The organism is Streptomyces sp. NPDC043685, from assembly GCF_056436585.1.
On record NZ_JBWKCH010000009.1, the window covers coordinates 211,387 to 234,629 of the forward strand.

Consider the following 23,243-nt stretch of genomic DNA (forward strand, 5'->3'; position numbering starts at 1 on the left):
ACCCGTCGTGTCACCCATATGAGTGATGTCACGGTTCAGTGGCGGGCGTCACGGACCGTGCGACGCGTGACGACTGGTCTTTAGCGAGAGTAATGAGTTACGCTAAAGAACATGCCGGACCTCACCCATGGCGACGACGTAGCCGCCGTGAACTCCCTCCGCTCCGCCGTGATGCGGCTGTCCCGTCGGCTCAAGCATCAGCGGGTCGACGAATCGCTCAGCCCCACCGAGATGTCGGTGCTGGGCACCCTGTCCCTGTGCGGCAGGGCCACACCGGGCGAGCTCGCCCGCAAGGAGCACGTCCAGCCGCCGTCGATGACCCGCATCGTGGCGCTGCTGGAGGCCAAGGGCCTGGTCCGGCTGGAGCCGCACCCCGAGGACCGGCGCCAGAAGGTCGTCACACGCACCGAGCAGGCCGAGGCCATGCTCGAGGAGAGCCGCGCCAAGCGGAACGCGTTCCTGGCCACGCTGGTGGAGAACCTCGACGAGGACGAGTGGGCGAAACTGCGCGCCGCCGCCCCCGTGCTGGAGAAGCTCGCGCATCTGTAAGAAGCCGTTGCAAGGAGGCGACCCATTTGAGTTCGGGACCCGGAGCAGCTTCCGCCCCCGCACCTGACCCCCACGACTCCCCGCCCACCTCCGGCGCGCCCGCGCGCTCGTCCTCGATGTTCTCCTCCCTCAAGGTGAGGAACTACCGCCTGTTCTTCATGGGACAGGTCGTCTCCAACATCGGCACCTGGATGCAGCGCATCGCGCAGGACTGGCTGGTGCTCAGCCTCACCGGCTCCTCCGCCGCCGTCGGCATCACGACCGCGCTCCAGTTCCTGCCCATGCTGCTCTTCGGCCTCTACGGCGGCGTCCTCGTCGACCGGCTGCGCAAGCGGCCCGCGCTGCTCGTGACGCAGTCGGCGATGGCGCTCACCGCGATCGCCCTGGCCGTCCTCACCCTCACCGGGCACGTCCAGGTGTGGCACGTGTACGTCGCCGCCTTCGCGGTCGGCCTCGCGACCGTCGTCGACAACCCGGCCCGGCAGTCCTTCGTCTCCGAGCTGGTCGGCCCGGGGCAGCTGCAGAACGCGGTCAGCCTGAACTCGGCGAACTTCCAGTCGGCCCGCCTGGTCGGCCCCGCCGTCGCGGGCCTGCTCATCACCGGCGTCGGCACCGGCTACGCGTTCCTCTTCAACGGCCTGTCCTTCATCGCGCCGCTCACCGGCCTGCTGCTGATGCGCGCCCGCGAGCTGCACGTCGTGGAGCGCGCACCGCGCGGCAAGGGGCAGCTGCGGGAGGGCGTGCGGTACGTCACCGGCCGTCCGGAGCTGATCTGGCCGATCGTCCTGGTCGGCTTCGTCGGCACGTTCGCCTTCAACTTCCCCGTCTACCTGTCGGCCTTCGCGGACGACGTGTTCCACGGGGGTGCGGGCGCGTACAGCATGTTCAACACGCTGATGGCGGTCGGCTCGGTCGCGGGCGCCCTGCTAGCGGCGCGGCGGGGCACGGCCCGGCTGCGGCTGCTGATCGTGGCGGCCATGGCCTTCGGCGGGCTGGAGATCCTCGCGGCGACGACGCCCACGCTGTGGATGTTCGCGCTGCTCATGGTCCCGCTGGGCCTGTTCGGCATGACGGTCAACGTCACGACGAACACCAGCATCCAGATGTCCACCGACCCCGCCATGCGCGGCCGGGTCATGGCCCTCTACATGATGATCTTCCTGGGCGGGTCCCCGGTCGGCGCCCCGATCGTCGGCTGGATCACCGACACCTACGGTGCCCGGGTCGGCCTCGCGGCCGGAGGCGCGGTGGCGGCGCTCGCCGCGGCCGTCATCGGCCTGATCCTGGCCCGCGTCGGCAATCTGCGCCTGTCGGTGGGCTGGCACGGCGGGCATCCCCGGGTGCGGTTCGTGCCCCGCGAGCAGGATCAGCTGGCCCCGGCGGCGTAGGGCCCGATCAGTCCCGGGGGAACTCGCCGGTCTCGAGGACGAGCCCGACCACGGTCCCCGTCAGGTCGATCTCGTCCCCGAAGTCCAGACTCAGCTCGCCCCGGTACTCGCCGTCCTTGGGCTTGGTGTGCAGATGCCAGCGGCCGGTGTACGGATCCACGATCAGGTACACCGGCACACCGGCGGCGGCGTAGGCGTCCTTCTTGGGGCCGTAGTCGTTCGCCCCGGTCCTCCGGGAGATCACCTCGGCGACGAACTCGACGTCCTGGTAGCGCCACAGTCCCTTGGCGTTCTTGGCCGCTCCCTCCGCCATCACGGTGATGTCGGAGGCGAAGCCGTTGAGGTGGCCCGGGTAGTCGACACGGACGTCGGACTTCACGCGCTTGCGCGGGTACTTGGCGCGCAGCTGCTCGACGATGTTCGCGATGATGTCCCAGTGGACGTCCTGCTGAGGCGCCATGAAGATGTGCCCCCCGACGATCTCGACCCTGTAGCCCTCGGGGACGGGCATCATCTCCACCCACTCGAACATCATGTCGAGGGTGGGTTCGCCGCTGCTGTCGGCCATCTTGATCCTGCCTGCGAGGACGGTCACCGTGGTGGTCCATCCCGGCCGCGACCGGGGATGGCTCCGGCCGCGCGGTACAACGATACGCACGGTGACCTGGACACGCCCGGGCCGGAGACCGCCTACACCCTCCGGGCCAGCAACTGCCCCGGCCAGTCGTTCTCGCCGACCGTGAAGGCCTCGGTGCGGGTGAAGCCGTTGGCCTCGTAGTAGCGGACGAGCTTGCCGTCGTCCCCGGCGTAGCAGTCCACGCGGAGCAGGGAGATTCCGGCGCGGCGGGTCTCCTCGGCCGCGTGGGCCAGCAGGGCGCTGCCCACGCCGTGTCCCTCGAAGCGGCGGTCGGTGGCGAGCCAGTGGATGTAGCGCTCGGGTTCGCCGGGCTGCGGGAGGTGGGACAGGTAGGCGCCCGCCGAGCCGGTGAGGGTGAGGGTGCCGGCGGGGACGCCGTCCACGTCGGCCATGTACACGCTGCCCTCCGCCATGTGCCGGCGGACGGACTCCACCGTCTTCGGGCTCTGGGACAGGGGCCGTGTCCCCCACTGCCCCGTGCGCCCCTGGGAGACCAGCCACTCCACGCAGCTGTCGAGCATGCCGAGTATCGAGGGAATGTCGTCGGGCCCGCCGTCCCGGATGGTGATCCGCATGGGCTCATGGTGCCAGGCTGGACCCATGAGACTCTTCGCGGCCGTGCTGCCCCCCGACGAGGTGTGCCGTGAACTCGGCACCGTGGTCGACGAGTTGCGAGCGCTGCCCGGCGCCGACGGGATGCGCTGGACCGGCCGCCCCGGCTGGCACTTCACGCTCGCCTTCTACGGCGAGGTGGACGACGGCCTCGTCCCGGACCTGTCGGAGCGGCTGGAGCGGGCCGCGCGCCGCAGCGAGCCGTTCGCGCTGGCCGTGCGGGGCGGGGGACAGTTCGGGCACGGCAAGGCGCTGTGGGCCGGGGCCGAAGGGGATCTGCCGGCCCTGCGGCTGCTCGCCGAACGGGCCGAGGCGGCGGCGCGCAAGGCGGGGGTGCCGATGGGGGAGCACCGGCGGTACAAGGCGCATCTGACCGTGGCGCGGAGCCGGGAGACACGGGACGTGCGGCCTTGTCTCGACGTGCTCGCGGGATTCACCGGCCGGGCGTGGACCGTGCGGGAGCTCTGCCTGGTCCGCAGCAATCTGCCGGCCTCCGGGGTCCCGGGGGAGCAGCCCCGGTACGAGACGGTCGGGCGCTGGCCCCTCGGCGGCGCCGGTTAGGCTCGGTGCCGTGGACCCGAAAACCCGCAACCGGATCATGGCCGGTGTGCTCGTGCTGATGTTTCTCGTCGTCGCCCTGGCTTCCGTGCTGGGGAGGTAGGGCGGGGGACTGCGGACGGCCGTTTCTTCGGCTGCGGGCCGGTGGGGGCCGGTCGCGCAGTTCCCCGCGCCCCTGAGAGGCGACCTACCAGGCGAAGGCCTCCGGGCTCGGGCCCGGGCCCGGGAAGATCTCGTCCAGGCCGGTCAGGAGCTCCTCGGACAGCTCCAGCTCCGACGCGCGGACCGCGGAGGCGAGCTGCTCGGCGGTGCGCGGGCCGACGATCGGGCCGGTCACGCCGGGGCGGGTGAGCAGCCAGGCCAGGGTGGCCTCGCCGGGCTCGATGCCGTGCTTGTCGAGCAGGTCCTCGTAGGACTGGATCTGCGCCCGGGTGGCGGGGTCGCCCAGCGCGTCGGCCGCGCGGCCGGAGGCGCGGCGCCTGCCCTCGACCTCCTTCTTGAGGACACCGCCCAGCAGACCGCCGTGCAGCGGCGACCACGGGATCACGCCGAGGCCGTACTCCTGCGCGGCCGGGACGACCTCCATCTCCGCGCGCCGCTCGGCGAGCGCAGCCTCGTCATGGAGCGCACCCGCGCCGGACTCGACGCAGCCAAGGCGCAGGGGCGTACCGGCGGACGGCCGTCCGCCGTTAACGAGGACGTGCTGACCGTGGCCCGCGCGAGGAAGGCGAAGGGAGAGAGCGTCAGCGCCATCGCCAAGGCTCTGGGCGTCTCCCGGGCCACGCTGTACCGGCACCTCGGAGACGACTCCTGACGGCGGAACCTGATGCCCTTGCCTGGAGCGGACTCGAAGCAGTTGGCTTGTGGCCCATGAAGTACACCCAGCTCGGACGCACGGGACTCAAGGTCAGCCGACTCGTTCTCGGCACGATGAACTTCGGTCCGCAGACCGACGAATCAACCAGCCACGGCATCATGGACGCCGCTCTCGACGCGGGTCTGAACTTTCTGGATACGGCCAACGTCTATGGGTGGGGTGAGAACAAGGGCCGCACCGAGGAGATCATCGGAACCTGGTTCGCCCAGGGTGGCGGGCGGCGGGACAAGGTCGTCCTCGCCACCAAGGTGTACGGGAACATGGCGGGCGACGGGGACGTCTGGCCCAACCACGACAAGCTCTCCGCGGTGAACATCCGACGGGCCGTCGACGCCTCCCTCAAGCGGCTGCAGACCGACTACATCGACATCTACCAGTTCCATCACATCGACCGGTCGACCCCGTTCGAGGAGATCTGGCAGGCGATCGACGTCCTGGTCCAGCAGGGCAAGATCCTGTACGCGGGGTCGTCCAACTTCCCCGGCTACAAGATCGCCCAGGCAAACGAGACCGCCGCCCGGCGCGGCCGCATGGGCCTGGTCAGCGAGCAGTGCCTCTACAACCTCGCTGAGCGCCGCGCCGAGATGGAGGTCATCCCGGCCGCGCAGGACTACGGCCTCGGTGTCATCCCCTGGTCTCCGCTGCACGGAGGACTGCTCGGCGGCGTCCTCAAGAAGGAGGCCACACAGGGGCGCCGGGCGAGCGGGCGCGCTGCCGACGCGCTCAAGGACACCAAGACACGCGAGCAGATCCAGGCGTACGAGAACCTCCTCGACAAGCACGGCCTCGAGCCCGGTGAGGCGGCACTGGCCTGGCTGCTGACCCGCCCCGGCGTCACCGGCCCGATCGTCGGCCCTCGCACGCAGGAGCAGCTGGACTCGGCGCTGCGCGCCCTACAGTTGGAGCTGAGTGAGGAACTGCTGACGTCTCTGGACGAGATCTTCCCCGGTCCCGGACCGTCTCCCGAAGCCTTCGCATGGTGAGGTAGCGGGTCTGTGTCGGAGTCGTCGCCTTCTGCTTGCGTTCCAGGCGAGTGGGAGGCGGCGGCGTCGTCGTTTCCACTCGGGGTCCGCAGGAGCGGTGAGCGTCAGCGATGCGCTGCTGCGGAACCTGGCGTCAAAATCGCCGGTTGGCGAGTGCGCTCCAGGCAAGCACCCGTCTCGTCGAGCGGGCTTTCCCCACGTTTTCCCCACGGCCGTACCGCACCCGGAACCCGGGCCTGCCCAGGCCGGTTGAGGGGGCGGTCCTCCGGCCCGAACCGGGTGACAGCCTCAGCGAAGAGACACGGCCGACCTCCGGGCCCCCGGCCAAGATCGACCTGATCCGCGGCGACGCCCACGGCGGCGCTCCTCCACCCCGGCCGCCCTCGCGGGCTACCCGCTGATCACCGTGCCGGCGGGCTTCGCCTTCGGCCTGCCGGTGGGCCTGACGTTCATGGGGACGGCGTGGAGCGAGCCGACGCTGCTGCGGCTGGCGTACGCGTACGAGCAGGCGAGCGGGGTGCGCAGGGCGCCGACCTACCGGCCGGCCGACGTGGGGTTCTGAGGGGCGGCTACCCCTCGTACGGGCCGGCCAGGGCCCAGCCCTGGTGCATCGCCTCGGCGAAGGCCGCCGCGATCTTGTGTTCGCCGTCCGCGTTGGGGTGGGTGCCGTCGTAGGTGTCGGCGGCGATGTCGTACGACGGCGGGGGCGAGGCCAGGAGGACGGGGGAGCCGGGCTCGTCGAGGTCAGCGGCCGTCTTGGCGAGCAGTTCGTTGAAGCGGGTGACCTCGGTGGCGAAGGCCGCGTCCGACTGGGCGCGCACGTTCGGGGTGACCGGCAGCCACACCATGCCCACCCGCCGGTTCGCCGCCCGCGCCCCGGCCACGAAGGCCCGGACGTTCTCGGCGGTCTGCTCGGCGTTGGTGTAGAAGCCCAGGTCGATCAGGCCGAGGGAGACCAGGAGCACATCCGCCCGGCAGGAGCGCACCGCGTCGCCGATCAGCGGCGCCATGTGCTGCCAGCCCTCGCCCCAGCCGGCCAAGTGGGCGCGCGGGAAGTCCGGTTCGGCGTAGGCGTACGACACCGGGGCGTCGGCGGCCTTGTCGTAGAGCGTCTCGCGCGGGCCGACGAAGGTGAAGGGACCGTCGTGGGAACGGCACAGGTGCTGCCACAGCCGGTAGCGCCATGTGTGTTCGCCCGTGCTTCCGATCGTCATGGAGTCACCGACGGGCATGAACCTGAGCATCCGCTCATCATGGACGATCAGCCCGTCCGGCGGGGTGTGAGTCGGACCACGCCCGGTGGCCGGTCCCTCGATGATCCTCAGCGCGGTGAACCGCCGTTGAACCGCCGAGCGGGATGGCAGGCTTGGGGCATGCGCAGACCGTTCGCCCTCCTCGCCGCGGCCCTCCTCACGGGCGCCCTCGCCGTGCCCGCCTCCGCCGCCGACGGCGACGGCGACGGGAAGTTCACGATCAAGGACCCGCGCATCACGGAGTCCAGCGGTCTGGCGGCCTCGCGGCAGCACCCCGGCATCTACTGGACGCACAACGACAGCGACGACGGGGCGTACTTGTACGCCGTCGACGGCTCGACCGGCGAGACGGTCGCCACGATCACCATGTCCGGCGTGGGCAGCCCCCGCGACGTCGAGGCCATCTCCATCGGCCCGGACGACCAGATCTACGTCGGCGACATCGGCGACAACCTCGGTGGCACCTGGCCGTACGTCTGGATCTACCGGCTGCCCGAGCCGAAGAAGCTGCGCGACCAGACGATCAAGGCCACGCAGTACGTCGTGAAGTACTCCGACGGTGCGCGGAACGCCGAGTCCCTCGTCGTGCACCCGAAGACCGGCCGTGTCTACATCGTCGACAAGAACGAGAAGGGCGGCCACCTGTACGAGGGCCCGGCCCGGCTCTCGCCCTCCGGGCCGAACGTCTTCCGCCCCGTCGCGGCCGTCCCCGACCTGGAGGCCACCGACGCCGCGCTCTCCCCGGACGGCGAACACCTCGTCGTGCGCAGCTACTTCGGGGCGATCGCGTACGACTGGAACGGCGGGAAGATCAAGCGGAAGGAGCGGCTGGGAGTGCCGTTCCTCGGCCAGGGCGAGTCCGTCACGTACACCGCCGACGGCAAGAAGCTCATGTACGGCGCCGAGGGCGCGGACAGCCCCGTGGAGCCGCAGGACGCCCCCGGGGCCGGAACGTCCGACTCCTCCTCGGGCAGCGGCGGTCCGGCCACGTCCGAGGACGGCGGCGAAGGCCTGAGCGGCAACCTGAAGACGGGGGCGATCGCCGCGGGCGTGGCACTGCTGGCGGTACTGGGGCTGCGGGGGATGAGGCGGCGACGGGGGTAGCCGGGCCGGGCGGCTGCTGCCTGGGTGGGGCGATCGCCGCGGGCGTGGCACTGCCGGCGGTACTGGGGCTGCGGGGGACGAGGGTACTGCACCTGCACCGACATCCTGGCCGGCCTCGCCCGGCTCGGTGCCGTAACCGGGCCCGACGCCCGGCTTGGCCGTGACGGCCCCGCACCCCTAGGCCGTGCGCTCCGCCACCAGTACCTCCAAGCCGTCCAGCATCCGCTGCAACCCGAACTCGAAGTGGTCGAACTCCGAGTTGAAGGCGTCCTCGGAGAGGGACGCCATCACCGGGTAGCGGCCCGTGGCCATGGCCTTCTCCAGGGCCGGCACCTGTGCCTGCCAGAACTCGGCGTCGGTCAGGCCCGTCCGGCGTTCGGCTTCGATCTGGTACAGCCGCGTGCGCGCGGCCCCGACCACATACCCGTCGATCATGATGATCGCCGAGACCAGTTCGGGGTCGCTCAGTCCCATCGGGCGGATCAGGGTCAGCACCTTCTCCATGCCGTCGAGGGCGCTGGGGCCGAGGATCGGCCGGGACTGGTTGACCTGGAGCAGCCAGGGGTGGCGCTGGTAGAGGGCGAGCGTGGCACGGGCCAGGGCCTCCAGGGCGGCCCGCCAGCCGCCGTCGCCCAGGGCGGCCGGGTTCTCGGAGGGGCGCTGCACCCGGTCCAGCATGAGATCGAGCAGCTCGCCCTTGCCCGGCACGTACCGGTACAGCGACATGGTCCCGGTGCCGAGCTCCGCCGCGACGCGGCGCATGGAGAGGCCCTCCAGGCCCTCGGTGTCCGCCACCCGGATGGCCGCTTCCACGATCCGGTCCAGCGTCAGGGTCGGTTTGGGGCCCCGGCTGGGTCGGTGGCCGGTGTCCCACAGCAGTTCGAGGGTGCGGGCGATGTCGCCGCTGCCGCTGGTCTCCGTACCGCCCGTGCCACTCGTGCCGCTCGTCATGGTGTCCAGCTTAAGTGGCCGCCGAAAAACTGGGTACGGCGTACGCGTAATCGGGTACGCTGTACTCAGTTCGGTGCCGGCGGGGCCCGGGCGCACAGGAGGGGGCGGCATGGAGGGATACGCGGTGCGGGCCGAGGCCCTGGAGAAGCGGTACGGCGAGAAGCGCGCTCTGGACGGCTTCGACCTGGCCGTGCGCGAGGGCACGGTGCACGGTCTGCTCGGGCCGAACGGGGCGGGCAAGACCACCGCCGTCCGCATCCTGTCCACGCTGATCCGGCTGGACGGGGGCAGCGCGACGGTCGCGGGGCTGGACGTCACCCGGCAGGCGCGTGAGGTGCGGGCCCGTATCGGGCTGACCGGCCAGTACGCGGCGGTCGACGAGGTGCTCACCGGCCGGCAGAACCTGGAGATGTTCGGCCGCCTGTTCCACCTGGGCGGCAGGCGGGCCCGGCTGCGGGCGACCGAACTGCTGGAGCAGTTCGACCTGACCGACGCGGCCGACCGGGGCGTGGGCAAGTACAGCGGCGGCATGCGGCGCCGCCTCGACCTCGCCGCCTCGATGATCCTCGCACCGGCCGTCCTCTTCCTCGACGAGCCGACGACCGGTCTCGACCCCCGCAGCCGGGGCGAAGTCTGGGATTCCGTACGGGCGTTGGTGGCCGACGGCACGACCGTGCTGCTGACCACGCAGTACCTGGAGGAGGCCGACAAGCTGGCCTCGCACATCACCGTCATCGACCAGGGGCGGGCGATCGCCGACGACACCCCGGACGGTCTGAAGAACCTGGTCGGCGGCGACCGGATCGAGGTCGTGGTCGCCGAACGGTCCGAGATGGGCCGGGTGGCGAAGGTGGTCGCCCGGGTCGCGGACGGCGAACCGGAGTCGGACGAGACCGAGCTGCGGGTGCACGCCCCGGTCACCGACCGGGTCACGGCCCTCACCGAGGTCGCGCGGACCCTCCAGGACGAGGGCGTCCGTGTCGAGGACATCGGGCTGCGCAGGCCGAGCCTCGACGACGTGTTCCTGCGCCTGACCGGGCACCGCACCGAGAAGGAGGCAGCGGCGTGAGCACCGTCGACCTGAGCACACCGAGCACCCGGAGCGGTCTGTACTGGCTGCTCGCCGACTGCTGGAACATCGTCCGCCGCGGCCTGACCCACTACCAGCGCCAGCCGGTCAACATCGCCTGGCAGCTCGGTTTCCCGATCCTGTCCGTGCTGCTCTACGGCTATGTGTTCGGCAGCGCGATGAAGGTTCCGGGCGGCGGGGACTACAACGACTTCCTGATGCCGGGCATGTTCGCGATGACCATGGCGTTCGGCTTCATCAACACGGCGACCGTGGTGGTCTACGACTCCACCAAAGGCGTCATCGACCGCTTCCGCTCGATGCCGATGGCCTCCTCCGCCGTGGTGGCGGGGCGGGGGGTCACCGACATCATCGTCGCCTGCGCCGAGTTGGCGATCATGATGCTGACCGCGCTCGCCATGGGCTGGCGGCCGGACGGCGGCCCGGGCTTCCTCGGCGCGTTCGGGCTGCTGCTGTGGCTGCGCTTCTCGCTGATCTGGATCGGGGTGTGGCTCGGCCTGCTCGTGCCCAACCCCGAGGCGGCGGGCGGCCTCTTCGCGGTCGCCTTCCCCTTCACGATGATCTCCAGCATCTTCGTCGCGCCGCAGCTCATGCCCGACTGGCTGGGCTGGGTGGCGGTCTGGAACCCGATCTCCTCCACGGCGGCGGCCACCCGGGAGCTGTTCGGCACGCCGGTCACCGGCGACTCGTGGGTCGAGCAGCACGCGCTGCTGATGGCCGGGGTGTGGCCGGTGATCCTCACGGTGATCTTCCTGCCGCTGGCGGTACGGCGGTTCAAGAAGCTGAGCCGTTAGCGGTCCCGGCGGCGGCAACACCTTCCAGAGTCTTGACGTGCTCATGTTGCGTCAGTTCTCTGGGAGGTGCACGGCGTGATGGGAGCGCTCCCAGCCTGTTCCGGGCGCCGTGCCTCCCCCGAGAGGAAGCAGCCACATGTTCCGCACTCTGCGCAGAGCGCTGTGTGTTGCCGCGGCGCTCCTGTTACCGCTGGCGGGTGTGCAGTCGGCGCGCGCCGATGTCTCCGCCGAGGCCGCCGGTGGCGGGTACTGGCACACCAGCGGCCGGCAGATCCTGGACGCGTCCGGGCAGCCCGTCCGGATCGCCGGCGTCAACTGGTTCGGCTTCGAGACCGACATCCACGTCGTCCACGGCCTGTGGGCCCGCGACTACAAGAGCATGATCGACCAGATGAAGTCGCTGGGTTACAACACCATCCGCATGCCCTACAGCGACGACATCCTCAAGCCCGGCACCATGCCGGACAGCATCAACACCGACGGCAAGAACGCGGACCTGCGCGGCCTGACGTCCCTCCAGGTCCTGGACAAGATCGTGGCCTACGCCGGTCAGTCCGGCCTCAAGATCGTCCTGGACCGGCACCGTCCGGACGCGGCGGGCCAGTCGGCCCTCTGGTACACGTCCTCGGTCCCCGAGTCGACCTGGATCGCCAACCTCAAGGCCCTGGCGGCGCGGTACAAGGGCAACTCCACCGTGGTCGGCATCGACCTGCACAACGAGCCCCACGACCCCGCCTGCTGGGGCTGCGGCGACACCGCCCGGGACTGGCGCCTGGCCGCCCAGCGCGCGGGCAACGCGGTGCTGTCGGTCAACCCCGAGCTGCTGATCATGGTCGAGGGCGTGCAGTCGCACAACGGCACGAACGGCTGGTGGGGCGGCAACCTCATGGGCGTGGCCCAGTACCCGGTCCAACTGGACGTGCCGAACCGGCTGGTGTACTCGGCGCACGACTACGCCACGTCGGTGGCGCAGCAGTCGTGGTTCTCCGACCCGTCCTTCCCGGCCAACATGCCCGGGATCTGGGACAAGTACTGGGGGTACATCTTCAAGCAGAACATCGCCCCGGTGTGGCTCGGCGAGTTCGGTACGACCCTCCAGCCGGCGGTGGACCAGAAGTGGCTGTCCGAACTGGTGAAGTACCTGCGCTCGACGTCCGCGTACGGCGCCGACAGCTTCCACTGGACGTTCTGGAGCTGGAACCCCAACTCCGGTGACACCGGCGGCATCCTGAAGGACGACTGGCAGACGGTCGACACGGCGAAGGACGCGTACCTGGCGTCCGTCAAAGCCCCCGCCTTCGACTCCGGCACGCCCGGCCCCGGCCCGGGCGGTCCCGGCGGCCCCGGTGGCTCCACACCCACCTGCTCCGCCGCCTACACCGTCAGCAGCGACTGGGGCGGAGGCTTCAACGCCGAGGTGAAGGTGACCAACACGGGCACGCTCGCGCTGAAGTCCTGGAAGGTCACCTGGACGTGGAGCGGGTCGCAGAAGGTCACGAGCATGTGGAACGCGTCCCACACCCAGAGCGGGGCGACGGTCACGGCGGTGAACGCGGCGCACAACGGGACTGTGCCGGTGGGCGGTTCGGCGAGCTTCGGTCTGGGCGGTGCGCCCGGGGGCGGGGCCGTGCCGAGTGTGAGTTGCACGGCGACATGAGCGGAGGGTGAGGCGGCGGGCGCCCGGTGTTCCGCCGGGCGCCCGCCGCCCGGCCCGCCCGACCGGACCTCCGCGACCGGTCAGGCACGCCGGTCCGGCTGTCCGGAATTGCCAGAAAATCCGCATACTGAGGGGTTCTTAAGGGCCGGCTGTGACTCGATTCGGTCAAGTCTCTGTCGAATCCGTACATGAGTGCTGCGCTCATCCGCAACGATGCGGCACGGCCCGTGTCAACTCGCGGGCCTGACCCCCCTCACCGTTGCGAGAGAACTCCATGAGAAGAAGCGCAGCCGTACTGTGCGGCGCGACCGTCGTTCTGGCCGGGACACTCACCGCCGTCCCCGCCAGCGCGTCGCAGTCCGCGCACACCGCCCCGGTGGCGACCGCCGCCGCGAAGATCACCTGGAAGAAGTGCGGGACGGACGACACCCCGACGCTCCAGTGCGCGTCGGTGAAGGTGCCGCTCGACTACGCGAAGCCGCGAGGGAAGCAGATCAAGCTGGCCCTCTCCCGCGTGCCGCACACCGCGTCGAAGTCCCAGGGCCCGCTGCTGGTCAACCCCGGCGGCCCCGGTGGCAGCGGCCTGTCCCTGGCCGAATTCGTCGCGTCCTCCCTGCCCGAGGCGGTCGCCGCCCAGTACGACGTCATCGGCTTCGACCCGCGCGGAGTGGGTCAGAGCCAGCCCGCCCTGGACTGCAAGCCGGGCCACTTCGACCCCGTGCGCCCCGACTCCGTGCCGAGCACACCGGCGCTGGAGAAGGCCAACGTCGCGCGCGCCAAGGCCTTCGCCAAGGCCTGCGGCACGAAGTACGCGGACGTCCTGCCCTACATCGACACGGTCAGTGCCGTGAAGGACATGGACTCGATCCGCAAGGCCCTCGGCGCGTCGAAGATCAACTACTTCGGTTACTCGTACGGCACGTACCTCGGCGCCGTCTACGCCAAGCTGTTCCCCGAGCGGGTGCGGCGCCTGGTGCTGGACTCGATCGTCGACCCGACCGGTGTCTGGTACGACGACAACATCCAGCAGGACTACGCCTTCGACAAGCGTCACAAGGCGTTCACGGCGTGGGTGGCCAAGTACAACGGCACCTACAAGCTCGGCACCGACCCGAAGAAGATCGAGGCCAAGTGGTACGCCATGCGGTCGGCCCTGGCCAAGAAGCCGGCCGGCGGCAAGGTGGGCGCCTCCGAGCTGGAGGACATCTTCATACCCGGCGGCTACAACAACGCCTACTGGCCCACGCTCGCCCAGACGTTCGCCGCCTACGTCAACGACCACGACACCGCGGCGCTGGTCAAGGCCTACGACAGCATCGCCGCCATCGACGCCTCCGGCGACAACGGCTACAGCGTCTACACCGCCGTGCAGTGCCGTGACGCGTCCTGGCCGCGCGACTGGAAGCAGTGGCGCAAGGACAACTGGGCGGTGTACGAGAAGGCTCCGTTCATGGCCTGGAACAACGCCTGGTACAACGCGCCCTGCGCGTTCTGGCCGACGAAGTCGCTGAAGCCCGTGAACGTCAGCAACACCAAGCTCCCGCCGGTGCTGCTGTTCCAGGCGACGGACGACGCGGCCACGCCCTACCAGGGCGGTGTGACCATGCACCGGCTGCTGAAGAAGTCCAGCCTGGTCGTCGAGCAGGGAGGCGGCAACCACGGCATCACGCTGAGCGGGAACGCCTGCCTCGACAAGCACCTCGCGACGTACCTGACCAACGGCAAGGTCCCGCACGGCAACGGCGTGGCCGACGCGGTGTGCAAGAAGACCCCCGACCCGAAGCCGCAGCCGGCGGCGCAGCAGGCGCCGAGTGCGGTCCAGCCGGCCGTCGCGGCGATCGGTGACAGCCTGCGCGGAGTCCTGGGGTTCGGACGCTGAGCGCGTCAGTGACCCAGGTCTGACGTGACCGAACGGGGGCGCCGGGCGACACTCGCCGGGCGCCCCCTAAGGTGTCCGGTCATGGGCGAGGGCGAGGGCGCGGACGACGAGATGGTGACCGTCCCGGCGGGGCGCGTCACGCTGTCCGACCGGCGGACCGAGCGCAGTTGGGCGGTGGAGGTCCGGTCGTTCCGGTTGTCGGCGTTCCCGGTCACCCAGGCGTGGTACGCCGAGGTCACCGGCGAACGCCCGAGCGCGGTCCGCGGCGACCGGCTGCCCGTCGAGGGCGTGTCCTGGTGGGACGCCGTCCGCTTCTGCGACGAACTGTCCCGGCGCGAGGGCCTGACCCCCGCCTACACGCTCCGGCCCGGTGCCGAGACCGCCGACTGGGACACCACCGCCGACGGATACCGGCTGCCGACCGAGGCCGAGTGGGAACACGCCTGCCGCGCCGGCACCACCGGCCCCCGCTACGGCCCGCTCGACGACATCGCCTGGTACCGGGCCAACTCCGGCGGCGGCATCCACCCGGTGGGCGGCAGGAAGCCCAACGCCTGGGGCCTGTACGACATGCTGGGCAACGTCTGGGACTGGTGCTGGGACCTCTACGACGCCGACGTCTACGGCTCCTACCGGGTGCTGCGGGGCGGCGGCTGGTCCGACGAGCACTGGAGCTGCCGCGCCTCGGTGCGCCGCCGGAGCCACCCGACCTTCCGGATCGACGACGTGGGGTTCCGCGTGGCGCGCTCGGCCCCGCCCGGGCCCGAACGGGGCTGAGCACGGCCGAGGGCGCCCCGCTCGTGCGGGACGCCCTCGGCACTCAGGTCGTGTGCGGGAAGGTCAGAGCTTCTCGATCACGTAGTCGACGCACTTGGTGAGCGCCTCGATGTCCGCCGGGTCGATCGCCGGGAACATCGCCACCCGCAGCTGGTTGCGGCCCAGCTTGCGGTACGGCTCGGTGTCGACGATGCCGTTGGCGCGCAGCACCTTGGCGACGGCGGCGGCGTCGACCTCGTCCGTGAAGTCGATCGTGCCGATGACCTGCGAGCGCTTGGCCGGGTCGGTGACGAACGGGTTGGCGTACTTGATGTCCTCGGCCCAGCCGTACAGCGTGCGGGCGGAGGTCGCCGTGCGCCGGACCGCCCAGTCCAGGCCGCCCTGGCCGTTGATCCACTCCAGCTGCTGGTTCAGCAGGAAGAGGGTGGCGAGGGCCGGGGTGTTGTACGTCTGGTTCTTGCGGGAGTTGTCGATGGCCGTCGGCAGCGAGAAGAACTCCGGCACGTGGCGGCCGGAGGCGTGGATCCGCTCGGCGCGCTCGATGGCGGCCGGGGAGAAGACGCCGATCCACAGGCCGCCGTCGGAGGCGAAGGACTTCTGCGGGGCGAAGTAGTAGACGTCGGTCTCGGAGACGTCCACCGGCAGGCCGCCGGCGCCGGAGGTGGCGTCGACCAGGACCAGCGCGCCCTCGTCGGCACCGGCCACGCGCTTGATCGGCATGGCGACACCGGTCGAGGTCTCGTTGTGGGTGAACGCGTAGACGTCCACACCCGCCTCGGCGACCGCCTCGGGGTGGGTGCCCGGGTCGGCGGAGATGACGTCCGGCTCGGCCAGCCAGGGTGCGAGCTTGGCGGCCTTGGCGAACTTGGAGGAGAACTCGCCGAAGCTGAGGTGCTGCGACCTGTTCTCGATCAGGCCGTGCGTCGCGACGTCCCAGAACGCCGTCGAGCCGCCGTTGCCGAGGACGACCTCGTAGCCGTCGGGCAGCTGGAACAGCTCGCTGATGCCTTCGCGCACCTGGCCGACCAGGTTCTTGACGGGGGCCTGGCGGTGTGAGGTGCCCAGCAGAGAGGTGCCGGTCGCGGCGAGGGCGTCCAGCGCCTCCGTCCGCACCTTGGAGGGACCCGCGCCGAAACGTCCGTCCGCGGGCTTGATGTCAGAGGGAATCCGGATCTCAGCCACGCAGGCGAGCGTAGCCGTTTACGGAAACGCGGGCGAAACGTCGTCCGTCGGGTGAGACGGTGTTGAGTGGGGGACATGGGGAATCTCGAAGCAGGGCTGCGGGGGGCCGTCCACGGCGAGGTGGGGTTCGACGTCACCTCCCGTGCGCTGGTCACGATGGACGCGTCCAACTACCGGCGCGTACCTCGGGGGGTCGTCGCCCCCGTCGACGCCGACGACGTGGCAGCCGTCCTCGCGGTGTGCCGGGAGCACGGCGTTCCGGTCGTCGCCCGCGGCGGGGGCACGTCCATCGCCGGCCAGGCCACCGGCACCGGTGTCGTCCTGGACTTCACCCGGCACATGAACCGGCTGGTCGCCCTGGATCCCGGGGAGCGGACGGCCGTGGTGCAGCCGGGACTGGTGCTCGACCGGCTCCAGGAGGCCGCCGCCCCGCACGGGCTGCGGTTCGGGCCGGATCCGTCCACGCACAGCCGGTGCACGCTCGGCGGTATGATCGGCAACAACTCGTGCGGCTCCCACTCGGTGGCGTGGGGGACCACGGCGGACAGTGTGCGGGAGCTGGACGTCGTCACCGCCCGCGGGGAGCGCCTGCGGCTCGGCCGGGACTGGGCCGGGGCGCCGGACGGGCTGCGGGCCCTGGCCGAGGGGGAACTGGCGCGCCTGCGCACCGGGTTCCCGGAACTGCCCCGCCGCATCTCCGGCTACGCGCTGGACGCCCTGCTGCCCGAGCGGGGCGCCGATGTGGCCCGCTCCTTCTGCGGCTCCGAGGGCACCCTCGGTGTGCTGACGGAGGCGGTCGTACGCCTGGTCGAGGCGCCCCCCGCGCGGGCGCTCGCCGTGCTGGGGTACGCCGACGAGGGCGCGGCGGCGGAGGCCGCCGCCGGTCTGCTGCCGCTCCGGCCGCTGACCGTGGAGGGGATGGCGGCGGACCTGGTGCCGTCCGCGGCCGGGCTGCCGCGGGGCGGGGCCTGGCTGTTCGTGGAGACCGGCGGGGAGTCGGCGGCCGAGGCACGCGCGCGTGCGGAGGCGATCGTGCGGGCGGCCGACGTGGTGGACGCGCTCGTGGTCACCGACCCGGCCGGGCAGCGTGCGCTGTGGCGGATCCGGGAGGACGCGAGCGGTACGGCGACGCGCATGCCGGACGGGACCGAGGCGTGGCCGGGCTGGGAGGACTGCGCGGTGCCGCCCGCCCGGCTCGGGGCGTATCTGCGGGACTTCCGGGCTCTGATGGCGGCGCACGGGCTGCGCGGCGCGCCGTACGGGCACTTCGGGGACGGCTGCATCCACGTCCGGATCGACTTCGACCTGCTGACACCGCCCGGGATCGCCCGTTTCCGCCGCTTCTCGCAGGAGCTCGCCGACCTGGTGGTGGCGCACGGCGGGTCGCTGTCCGGGGAGCACGGCGACGGGCAGGCGCGTGCCGAGCTGCTGCCGCGGATGTACGGGGACGAGATGGTGGGCCTGTTCGAGCGGGTGAAGGGGGTGTGGGACCCGGACGACCTGCTCAACCCCGGGATGCTCGTCCGCCCGGCGCCCCTGGACACGAACCTGCGCTTCTCCGCCCTGCCCCGCGAACCGGTCGACGTGGCCTTCGGCTACCCCTCCGACGGCGGCGACTTCTCGGCGGCGGTGCGGCGCTGCGTGGGCGTGGCCAAGTGCCGTACGACGCCGGCGCCGGGCTCTGGCGTCATGTGCCCCTCCTTCCGGGTGACGGGCGCCGAGGAGCACTCCACGCGCGGTCGGGCCCGGCTGCTGCACGAGATGCTCGCGGGCGAGGTGGTGACGGACGGCTGGCGCTCGGCCGAGGTCCGGGACGCGCTCGACCTGTGCCTGTCCTGCAAGGGCTGCCGCTCGGACTGCCCGGTCGGGGTCGACATGGCCACGTACAAGGCGGAGTTCCTGCACCACCACTACGCCGGGCGGCGCCGCCCGGCCGCGCACGTCGTGATGGGCAGACTGCCGGTGTGGCTGCGGGCGGTGTCCCGCACGCGCACGGCGTGGCTGGTCAACGCGCTGGCCCGGGTACGGCCCCTGGTCTGGGCGGCGAAGCGGCTGGGCGGGATCGCGCCGGAGCGGGACCTGCCGCGGGTGGCGTCGCGGACGTTCAGCCGGTGGTGGGAGCGACGCAGGGCACCCGGCGCCTCCGCGCGAGGCCCCGCCGCGCAGGGCGAGCTGGTCGTCCTGTGGCCCGACACCTTCACCGAGCACCTCTCGCCGGACGTGGGGCGGGCGGCCGTGCGCGTGCTGGAGGCGGCCGGGCTGCGGGTGGCGCTGCCGCCCACCCTGCACCTGGCGAAACCGCCCGTGGGCGACGGCAGGACGGTCGCCCTCGACCCGCTGTCCCTGCTGCGCGGCCGGGGCCGGGTCTGCTGCGGGCTGACGTACGTGTCGACGGGCCAGCTGGACCGCGCCCGGGCCGTCATGCGCCGCACCCTCGACCTGATGGAACCGGTGCTGGAGACCGGCGCCCCGGTCGTGGTGCTGGAACCGAGCTGCGCCGCCGCCCTGCGCACGGACCTCCCCGAGCTGCTGCACGACGACCCGCGCGCGGCCCGGCTCGCCGCGAAGGTCTACACCTTCGCGCAGACGCTGGAGCGGCACGCCCCCGGCTGGACCCCGCCACGCGTGGACCGCCCGGTGGCCGGGCAGACCCACTGCCACCAGCACGCGGTGCTGGGCGACGCCGCCGAGCGCCGGCTGCGGGAGGCGGCCCTGCTCTCCGGGGAACTGAGCGGCGGCTGTTGCGGCCTGGCGGGGAACTTCGGCTTCGAGAAGGGCCACTACGAGGTGTCCGCCGCCTGCGCGCGGGAGCAGCTCCTGCCGGCCGTGCGGGACGCCCCCGACGGCACGGTGGTGCTGGCGGACGGTTTCTCCTGCCGCACCCAGCTGGAGCAGCTGGCGGGCGTACGGGGCAGGCACCTGGCGGAGGTGCTGGCCGAGGCGCTGGAGGAGGACCGCCGGCCCGGCGGCGCGTAAGGCGTTCGGGCCACGGCACGGGTCCACCCGAGTGTCTGAGCCGGGGGAGGGACGGGGCCGCTCCTAGGCTCGCGGGACCAGTCACCGCCCGCCGAGGGCCGCTGCTCGAAGGAGCCCGCGCATGAGCGTCCGCGTCCAGCCGATCACCCGTGACGAGCACCTCACGTTCGTCACGGCCCGCCCCTCCGCGAGCCACACCCAGGTCCCCGCCTGGGGCGAGGTGAAGCCCGACTGGCAGGCGGAGAGCCTCGGCTGGTTCGACGACGGCGGGCAGCTCGTCGGCGCGGGGCTGGTGCTGCTGCGCCCGCTGCCCGGGCCGCGGGTGCCCGGGCTGCCGCGCCACCTCGCGTATCTGCCCGAGGGTCCGCTCCTGGACTGGCACGAGCCCGGCCTGGAACGGCTGCTGGAGCCGATGCTCGCCCACCTGAGGCGGCGGGGCGCCTTCGCGGTGCGGATGGGGCCGCCGGTCGTGGTGCGCCGCTGGAGCGCCGAGGCCGTCAAGGCGGCCATCGCGGACCCGTCCGCCCGGCGGCTGCGCGATGTGCGGGCGACGTCGTACGAACCGCGGGCCGGGCAGGTCGCGGACAATCTGCGCCGCATGGGCTGGCGGCAGTCCGGGGCCGCCGGGGAGGACGGCTTCGCCGCGGGGCAGCCCCGCTACGTCTTCCAGGTGCCCTTCGCCGGCCGGTCGCTCGAGGAGATCCACGGCGGCCTGAACCAGCAGTGGCGCCGCAACATCAAGAAGGCGGAGAAGGCCGGGGTGAAGGTCGTGCGCGGCGACCTGGAGGACCTGCCGGCCTTCCACGAGCTGTACGGCGAGACCGCCGAGCGGGACCGTTTCATCCCGCGCCCGCTGCCGTACTTCCAGCGCATGTGGAGCGCGCTCACCGCCGAACACCCGGACCGGATGCGGCTCTACCTCGCCTACCACGACGGGGAGGTGCTCGCCGCGGCCACGATGCTGACCGTGGGCGACCACGTCTGGTACTCCTACGGCGCCTCCACCGACCGCCGCCGCGAGGTCCAGGCCAGCAGCGCCGTGCAGTGGCGCATGATGACCGACGCGCACGAACTCGGCGCCGCCGTCTACGACCTGCGCGGCATCACCGACACCCTGGAGGAGTCCAGCCATCTGCTGGGCCTGCTGCGCTTCAAGGTGGGCACCGGGGGCGAGGCGGTGGAGTACCTCGGCGAGTGGGACTACCCGCTCAACCGCCTGCTCTACAAGGCGTTCGACATGTACCTGTCCCGCCGCTGAGGTCTCACAGCCCGAGACAGAGGCAAAAAGGGTTCACGCACCTGACGGAGTCCATTACCCTGGACTGTGCAGTGCATCGGGCTGTACGTTAAGTGCATCCGGGTGTACGCACCGCACACACGCAGGACCCGGACACCGCCCCTCGAGTACAGGACCCGCCCGTGACCCCGCCGGAGACCGCCACCTCGCTTCCGTCCGCGACCGCCGACGCCACCGCGCCGGGCGCCGGCCCGGGCCGGTTCGGCTCCCTGGGGCCCGTGGGCCTGGTGCTGGCGGGCGGGATCTCCGTGCAGTTCGGCGGCGCCCTGGCCGTGACGCTGATGCCGAGGGCCGGTGCTCTCGGGGTGGTGGCGCTGCGGCTGCTGGTCGCGGCGGTCGTGCTGCTCCTGGTGTGCCGTCCGCGGCTGCGCGGCCACTCGCGCGCCGACTGGGGCACGGTCGTCGTCTTCGGCGTCACCATGGCCGCGATGAACGGCCTCTTCTACCAGGCCGTCGCCCGCATCCCGCTGGGCCCCGCCGTCACGCTGGAGGTGCTCGGCCCGCTCGCCCTGTCGGTCTTCGCCTCCCGCCGCGCGATCAACGTCGTCTGGGCGGCGCTCGCCCTCGCCGGTGTCTTCCTCCTCGGCGGGGGCGGCTTCAGCGGCCTCGACCCCACCGGTGCGGCCTTCGCCCTGGGTGCCGGCGCCATGTGGGCGGCCTACATCGTCTTCAGCGCCCGTACGGGCCGCCGCTTCCCGCAGGCGGACGGGCTGGCCCTGGCGATGGCGGTGGGCGCGGTGCTGTTCCTGCCCCTGGGCATCGCCGAGTCGGGGACGAAGCTGCTCGACCCGGTGACGCTCGGCCTCGGCGCCGCGGTGGCCCTGCTCTCCTCGGTCCTGCCCTACACCCTCGAACTCCTCGCCCTGCGCCGCCTGCCCGCCTCCACCTTCGCGATCCTGATGAGCCTCGAACCGGCGATCGCCGCGACGGCCGGCTTCCTCATCCTCGACCAGGCCCTCAGCGCCGCCGAGGCCGCCGCGATCGCCCTGGTCGTCGCGGCGAGCATGGGCGCGGTACGCACCCAGGTGGGCCGCGGCCGCAAGAGGGCGGCGGCGCTCGAAGGCACGGCACTGGAGGGCTGACGGGCCTGCGCGCCCGGCGGTCCCGGGGCCGCCGGGCCCCGGTTGTCAGTGCCGGGTGCGAGACTGCGCGCATGACCGCTTCGGATCCGAAAGCCGACCTCCTGCGCTATCTCCAGGAGGCGCGGAACGCGCTGTTGTGGAAGCTCGACGGGCTCTCGGAGTACGACATCCGCCGGCCGCTGACACCGACCGGCACCAATCTGCTGGGGCTGGTCAAGCACACCGCCGGTGTGGAGCTGGGGTACTTCGGCGACACCTTCGGCCGGCCGTTCTTCGCGCAGGACCCGCCGTCCTGGTGGTACACGGAGGACGCCGAGCCGAACGCCGACATGTGGGCCACCCCGGACGAGTCCCGCGAGGACATCGCCGGGCTGTACCGCGCGGCGTGGGAGCACGCGAACGGCACGATCGCGGCCCTGCCGCTGGACGCGGTCGGACGCGTCCCGTGGTGGCCCGAGGAGCGGCGCGAGACCACGCTGCACCACATCCTGGTGCGGGTGATCGCCGACACCAGCCGTCACGCCGGTCACGCCGACATCGTGCGCGAACTCATCGACGGGTCGGTCGGTCTGACGCCGGGCAAGGACAGCATGCCGCCGGGCGACCGGGCCATGTGGGAGGCCCACCGGCTCCGGCTGGAGAAGGCGGCGCGCGCGGCGGACGAGGCCGGCTGAGCCGACCGGGCCCACCGGGCCGTGACGCCGCGGGCGCCGGGCTCTACCGCACGACAACCCCGCGCACCGAGATCCCGTAGTGCGCCCTCAGCCGACGCAGCTCCCACAGTCCGACGGCGGTCACCGACAGCGGTGCCCCGAGCATGAACACCGCCCGCACCGGCCCCGGCACCCCCGCGTACGCCCCGGTGAACAGGTCGATCAGCGTCATCTCCCACACCAGCGTCATGGCGAGCAGCGGCGGCATGGTCTGGTGGATGTCGGCCGTGCGGAACACGTGCAGCAGCGCCAGGCCGATGCCCCAGGCGATGAACGGCAGCACCCACACCAGGATGAGCACGATGATCACCCATGTGACCACGGTCATCGCCGGGTTGGTGGCGAACCGTCCGTCGACGAAGCCGGTCAGCACCGTCAGCGGGAACACGAACACCGCGGCGATCAGGGCAACGATCGCCCCGAACGGCTTCGCGGCCCGGCGCAGCAGATCCCGCCGGGCCGACGGCGCGGTCAGCGCCAGCAGGATTCCCACCGCCACCGGCAGGGTCACGGACAGCACCAGCACGTTGATCCAGGACTGGTGGACGCGGTCGTCGGCGACGTCCCGCACGGAACTGTCCACCTTGTAACTCACCGACACCCACACCACCGCGGCCAGTCCCACCAGCGTGCGGATCTTCTGCATGCGGGCGATGAAGGCGTCCTCGACGAGGTCGGGCCGGGACGGCCGGAACACCCGGCGCGCGGTGTGGACGGGCCCGATCCGCCGTCGCAGCCGTGCGACGGGGCCAGGGGGCGGTGGCGCCGGCTGGGGCACATAGGGGTGCGGCACATGGGGCGGATAACCACCCCCGGGCGGCGGCACATGGGGTGGATAACCACCCCCAGGCGGCGGATACCCACCCCCCGGCGGCGCGTACGGG

22 protein-coding genes and 1 pseudogene are annotated in these 23,243 nt (G+C 71.8%); 16 read left to right on the top strand and 7 right to left on the bottom strand.

What is annotated here, in order from left to right; all coding sequences use genetic code 11:
* Positions 1–111 precede the first annotated feature (111 nt).
* Entirely contained in the window at positions 112–549 is a 438-nt protein-coding gene (locus tag AC0665_RS28655) for a MarR family winged helix-turn-helix transcriptional regulator (protein WP_031135926.1), read from the top strand.
* 26 nt (positions 550–575) lie between these two features.
* Positions 576–1,937 (top strand): MFS transporter, encoded by a 1,362-nt coding sequence (locus AC0665_RS28660; protein ID WP_468411769.1) that lies wholly within the window; start codon positions 576–578, stop codon positions 1,935–1,937.
* A gap of 7 nt (positions 1,938–1,944) precedes the next feature.
* Here AC0665_RS28660 and AC0665_RS28665 read toward each other — a convergent pair whose 3' ends face one another.
* Both AC0665_RS28665 and AC0665_RS28670 read right to left on the bottom strand, forming a co-directional pair.
* Positions 1,945–2,532, bottom strand: coding sequence for a Uma2 family endonuclease (locus AC0665_RS28665; protein WP_478706059.1), 588 nt, complete (start codon positions 2,530–2,532; stop codon positions 1,945–1,947).
* A 95-nt stretch (positions 2,533–2,627) separates the two neighbouring features.
* On the bottom strand, positions 2,628–3,149 hold the full coding sequence (locus AC0665_RS28670; RefSeq protein WP_468411765.1) for a GNAT family N-acetyltransferase: 522 nt from the start codon (positions 3,147–3,149) through the stop codon (positions 2,628–2,630).
* Positions 3,150–3,174: 25 nt separating this feature from the next.
* On the opposite strand from AC0665_RS28670, the gene thpR reads away from it, so the two are divergent.
* Entirely contained in the window at positions 3,175–3,747 is a 573-nt protein-coding gene (thpR, locus tag AC0665_RS28675; RefSeq protein ID WP_468636213.1) for an RNA 2',3'-cyclic phosphodiesterase, read from the top strand.
* Between the two features lie 184 nt (positions 3,748–3,931).
* On the opposite strand, the pseudogene AC0665_RS28680 reads toward thpR, so the two are convergent.
* Positions 3,932–4,351, bottom strand: a pseudogene (locus AC0665_RS28680) (aldo/keto reductase); the annotation flags it as partial.
* A gap of 12 nt (positions 4,352–4,363) precedes the next feature.
* Between AC0665_RS28680 and AC0665_RS28685 the strand changes: the two are divergent.
* From AC0665_RS28685 to AC0665_RS28695, 3 genes are all read left to right on the top strand, one after another.
* Positions 4,364–4,558, top strand: coding sequence for a helix-turn-helix domain-containing protein (locus AC0665_RS28685; RefSeq protein ID WP_478607917.1), 195 nt, complete (start codon positions 4,364–4,366; stop codon positions 4,556–4,558).
* A 56-nt stretch (positions 4,559–4,614) separates the two neighbouring features.
* A complete protein-coding gene (locus tag AC0665_RS28690) occupies positions 4,615–5,604 on the top strand; it encodes an aldo/keto reductase (protein WP_210988890.1) in 990 nt (329 codons plus the stop codon).
* A 406-nt stretch (positions 5,605–6,010) separates the two neighbouring features.
* On the top strand, positions 6,011–6,166 hold the full coding sequence (locus AC0665_RS28695) for a hypothetical protein (protein WP_478607691.1): 156 nt from the start codon (positions 6,011–6,013) through the stop codon (positions 6,164–6,166).
* A 7-nt stretch (positions 6,167–6,173) separates the two neighbouring features.
* Here the strand turns inward: AC0665_RS28695 and AC0665_RS28700 are convergent, their stop codons facing one another.
* Complete coding sequence (locus AC0665_RS28700; protein ID WP_468636218.1) at positions 6,174–6,848, bottom strand: SGNH/GDSL hydrolase family protein; 675 nt, start codon at positions 6,846–6,848, stop codon at positions 6,174–6,176.
* A 129-nt stretch (positions 6,849–6,977) separates the two neighbouring features.
* On the opposite strand from AC0665_RS28700, the gene AC0665_RS28705 reads away from it, so the two are divergent.
* The gene (locus AC0665_RS28705) at positions 6,978–7,961 is read left to right on the top strand and encodes a thiol-disulfide oxidoreductase DCC family protein (protein ID WP_478706060.1); all 984 of its coding nucleotides are present in this window, start codon (positions 6,978–6,980) and stop codon (positions 7,959–7,961) included.
* A gap of 177 nt (positions 7,962–8,138) precedes the next feature.
* On the opposite strand, the gene AC0665_RS28710 is transcribed toward AC0665_RS28705, so the two are convergent.
* A complete protein-coding gene (locus AC0665_RS28710) occupies positions 8,139–8,912 on the bottom strand; it encodes a TetR/AcrR family transcriptional regulator (protein WP_363119808.1) in 774 nt (257 codons plus the stop codon).
* A gap of 109 nt (positions 8,913–9,021) precedes the next feature.
* Here AC0665_RS28710 and AC0665_RS28715 point away from each other — a divergent pair, with 109 nt between their 5' ends.
* The 5 genes from AC0665_RS28715 to AC0665_RS28735 all read left to right on the top strand — a co-directional run bounded on the left by AC0665_RS28715 (position 9,022) and on the right by AC0665_RS28735 (position 15,109).
* Entirely contained in the window at positions 9,022–9,981 is a 960-nt protein-coding gene (locus tag AC0665_RS28715; RefSeq protein WP_478607696.1) for an ATP-binding cassette domain-containing protein, read from the top strand.
* The gene (locus tag AC0665_RS28720; RefSeq protein WP_468411752.1) at positions 9,978–10,796 is read left to right on the top strand and encodes an ABC transporter permease; all 819 of its coding nucleotides are present in this window, start codon (positions 9,978–9,980) and stop codon (positions 10,794–10,796) included. The genes AC0665_RS28715 and AC0665_RS28720 overlap by 4 nt, the downstream gene beginning before the upstream one ends.
* A 136-nt stretch (positions 10,797–10,932) precedes the next feature.
* Positions 10,933–12,453 carry a cellulase family glycosylhydrolase gene (locus AC0665_RS28725; protein ID WP_478706061.1) on the top strand — a complete coding sequence of 507 codons (1,521 nt, stop codon included), beginning with the start codon at positions 10,933–10,935 and terminating at the stop codon, positions 12,451–12,453.
* Between the two features lie 274 nt (positions 12,454–12,727).
* A complete protein-coding gene (locus tag AC0665_RS28730; RefSeq protein WP_478706062.1) occupies positions 12,728–14,332 on the top strand; it encodes an alpha/beta hydrolase in 1,605 nt (534 codons plus the stop codon).
* A gap of 111 nt (positions 14,333–14,443) precedes the next feature.
* The gene (locus AC0665_RS28735) at positions 14,444–15,109 is read left to right on the top strand and encodes a formylglycine-generating enzyme family protein (protein ID WP_478706118.1); all 666 of its coding nucleotides are present in this window, start codon (positions 14,444–14,446) and stop codon (positions 15,107–15,109) included.
* 63 nt (positions 15,110–15,172) lie between these two features.
* Here the strand turns inward: AC0665_RS28735 and serC are convergent, their stop codons facing one another.
* Positions 15,173–16,291 (bottom strand): phosphoserine transaminase, encoded by a 1,119-nt coding sequence (serC, locus tag AC0665_RS28740; RefSeq protein ID WP_363119801.1) that lies wholly within the window; start codon positions 16,289–16,291, stop codon positions 15,173–15,175.
* 75 nt (positions 16,292–16,366) lie between these two features.
* Here serC and AC0665_RS28745 point away from each other — a divergent pair, with 75 nt between their 5' ends.
* The 4 genes from AC0665_RS28745 to AC0665_RS28760 all read left to right on the top strand — a co-directional run bounded on the left by AC0665_RS28745 (position 16,367) and on the right by AC0665_RS28760 (position 22,320).
* Positions 16,367–19,267, top strand: a complete 2,901-nt coding sequence (locus tag AC0665_RS28745; protein WP_478706063.1) for an FAD-binding and (Fe-S)-binding domain-containing protein — start codon at positions 16,367–16,369, stop codon at positions 19,265–19,267.
* Between the two features lie 121 nt (positions 19,268–19,388).
* Positions 19,389–20,525, top strand: a complete 1,137-nt coding sequence (locus AC0665_RS28750) for a lipid II:glycine glycyltransferase FemX (protein WP_478706064.1) — start codon at positions 19,389–19,391, stop codon at positions 20,523–20,525.
* Positions 20,526–20,686: 161 nt separating this feature from the next.
* The gene (locus AC0665_RS28755) at positions 20,687–21,646 is read left to right on the top strand and encodes an EamA family transporter (RefSeq protein ID WP_468636230.1); all 960 of its coding nucleotides are present in this window, start codon (positions 20,687–20,689) and stop codon (positions 21,644–21,646) included.
* A 71-nt stretch (positions 21,647–21,717) separates the two neighbouring features.
* Positions 21,718–22,320: a DinB family protein gene (locus AC0665_RS28760; protein WP_478607709.1), complete on the top strand. Its 603-nt coding sequence runs from the start codon at positions 21,718–21,720 to the stop codon at positions 22,318–22,320.
* A 43-nt stretch (positions 22,321–22,363) separates the two neighbouring features.
* Here the strand turns inward: AC0665_RS28760 and AC0665_RS28765 are convergent, their stop codons facing one another.
* Positions 22,364–23,056 carry a hypothetical protein gene (locus AC0665_RS28765; RefSeq protein ID WP_478607712.1) on the bottom strand — a complete coding sequence of 231 codons (693 nt, stop codon included), beginning with the start codon at positions 23,054–23,056 and terminating at the stop codon, positions 22,364–22,366.
* Positions 23,057–23,243 lie beyond the last annotated feature (187 nt).

What these genes read in the sequence shown, in the direction of transcription:
- AC0665_RS28655 (WP_031135926.1), top strand. Translation starts at nt 112, where the DNA reads ATGCCGGACCTCACCCATGGCGACGACGTAGCCGCCGTGAACTCCCTC.
- AC0665_RS28670 (WP_468411765.1), bottom strand. Translation starts at nt 3,149, where the DNA reads ATGCGGATCACCATCCGGGACGGCGGGCCCGACGACATTCCCTCGATA.
- thpR (WP_468636213.1), top strand. Translation starts at nt 3,175, where the DNA reads ATGAGACTCTTCGCGGCCGTGCTGCCCCCCGACGAGGTGTGCCGTGAA.
- AC0665_RS28685 (WP_478607917.1), top strand. Translation starts at nt 4,364, where the DNA reads ATGGAGCGCACCCGCGCCGGACTCGACGCAGCCAAGGCGCAGGGGCGT.
- AC0665_RS28690 (WP_210988890.1), top strand. Translation starts at nt 4,615, where the DNA reads ATGAAGTACACCCAGCTCGGACGCACGGGACTCAAGGTCAGCCGACTC.
- AC0665_RS28700 (WP_468636218.1), bottom strand. Translation starts at nt 6,848, where the DNA reads ATGCTCAGGTTCATGCCCGTCGGTGACTCCATGACGATCGGAAGCACG.
- AC0665_RS28705 (WP_478706060.1), top strand. Translation starts at nt 6,978, where the DNA reads ATGCGCAGACCGTTCGCCCTCCTCGCCGCGGCCCTCCTCACGGGCGCC.
- AC0665_RS28710 (WP_363119808.1), bottom strand. Translation starts at nt 8,912, where the DNA reads ATGACGAGCGGCACGAGTGGCACGGGCGGTACGGAGACCAGCGGCAGC.
- AC0665_RS28715 (WP_478607696.1), top strand. Translation starts at nt 9,022, where the DNA reads ATGGAGGGATACGCGGTGCGGGCCGAGGCCCTGGAGAAGCGGTACGGC.
- AC0665_RS28725 (WP_478706061.1), top strand. Translation starts at nt 10,933, where the DNA reads ATGTTCCGCACTCTGCGCAGAGCGCTGTGTGTTGCCGCGGCGCTCCTG.
- AC0665_RS28730 (WP_478706062.1), top strand. Translation starts at nt 12,728, where the DNA reads ATGAGAAGAAGCGCAGCCGTACTGTGCGGCGCGACCGTCGTTCTGGCC.
- AC0665_RS28735 (WP_478706118.1), top strand. Translation starts at nt 14,444, where the DNA reads ATGGTGACCGTCCCGGCGGGGCGCGTCACGCTGTCCGACCGGCGGACC.
- AC0665_RS28745 (WP_478706063.1), top strand. Translation starts at nt 16,367, where the DNA reads ATGGGGAATCTCGAAGCAGGGCTGCGGGGGGCCGTCCACGGCGAGGTG.
- AC0665_RS28750 (WP_478706064.1), top strand. Translation starts at nt 19,389, where the DNA reads ATGAGCGTCCGCGTCCAGCCGATCACCCGTGACGAGCACCTCACGTTC.
- AC0665_RS28760 (WP_478607709.1), top strand. Translation starts at nt 21,718, where the DNA reads ATGACCGCTTCGGATCCGAAAGCCGACCTCCTGCGCTATCTCCAGGAG.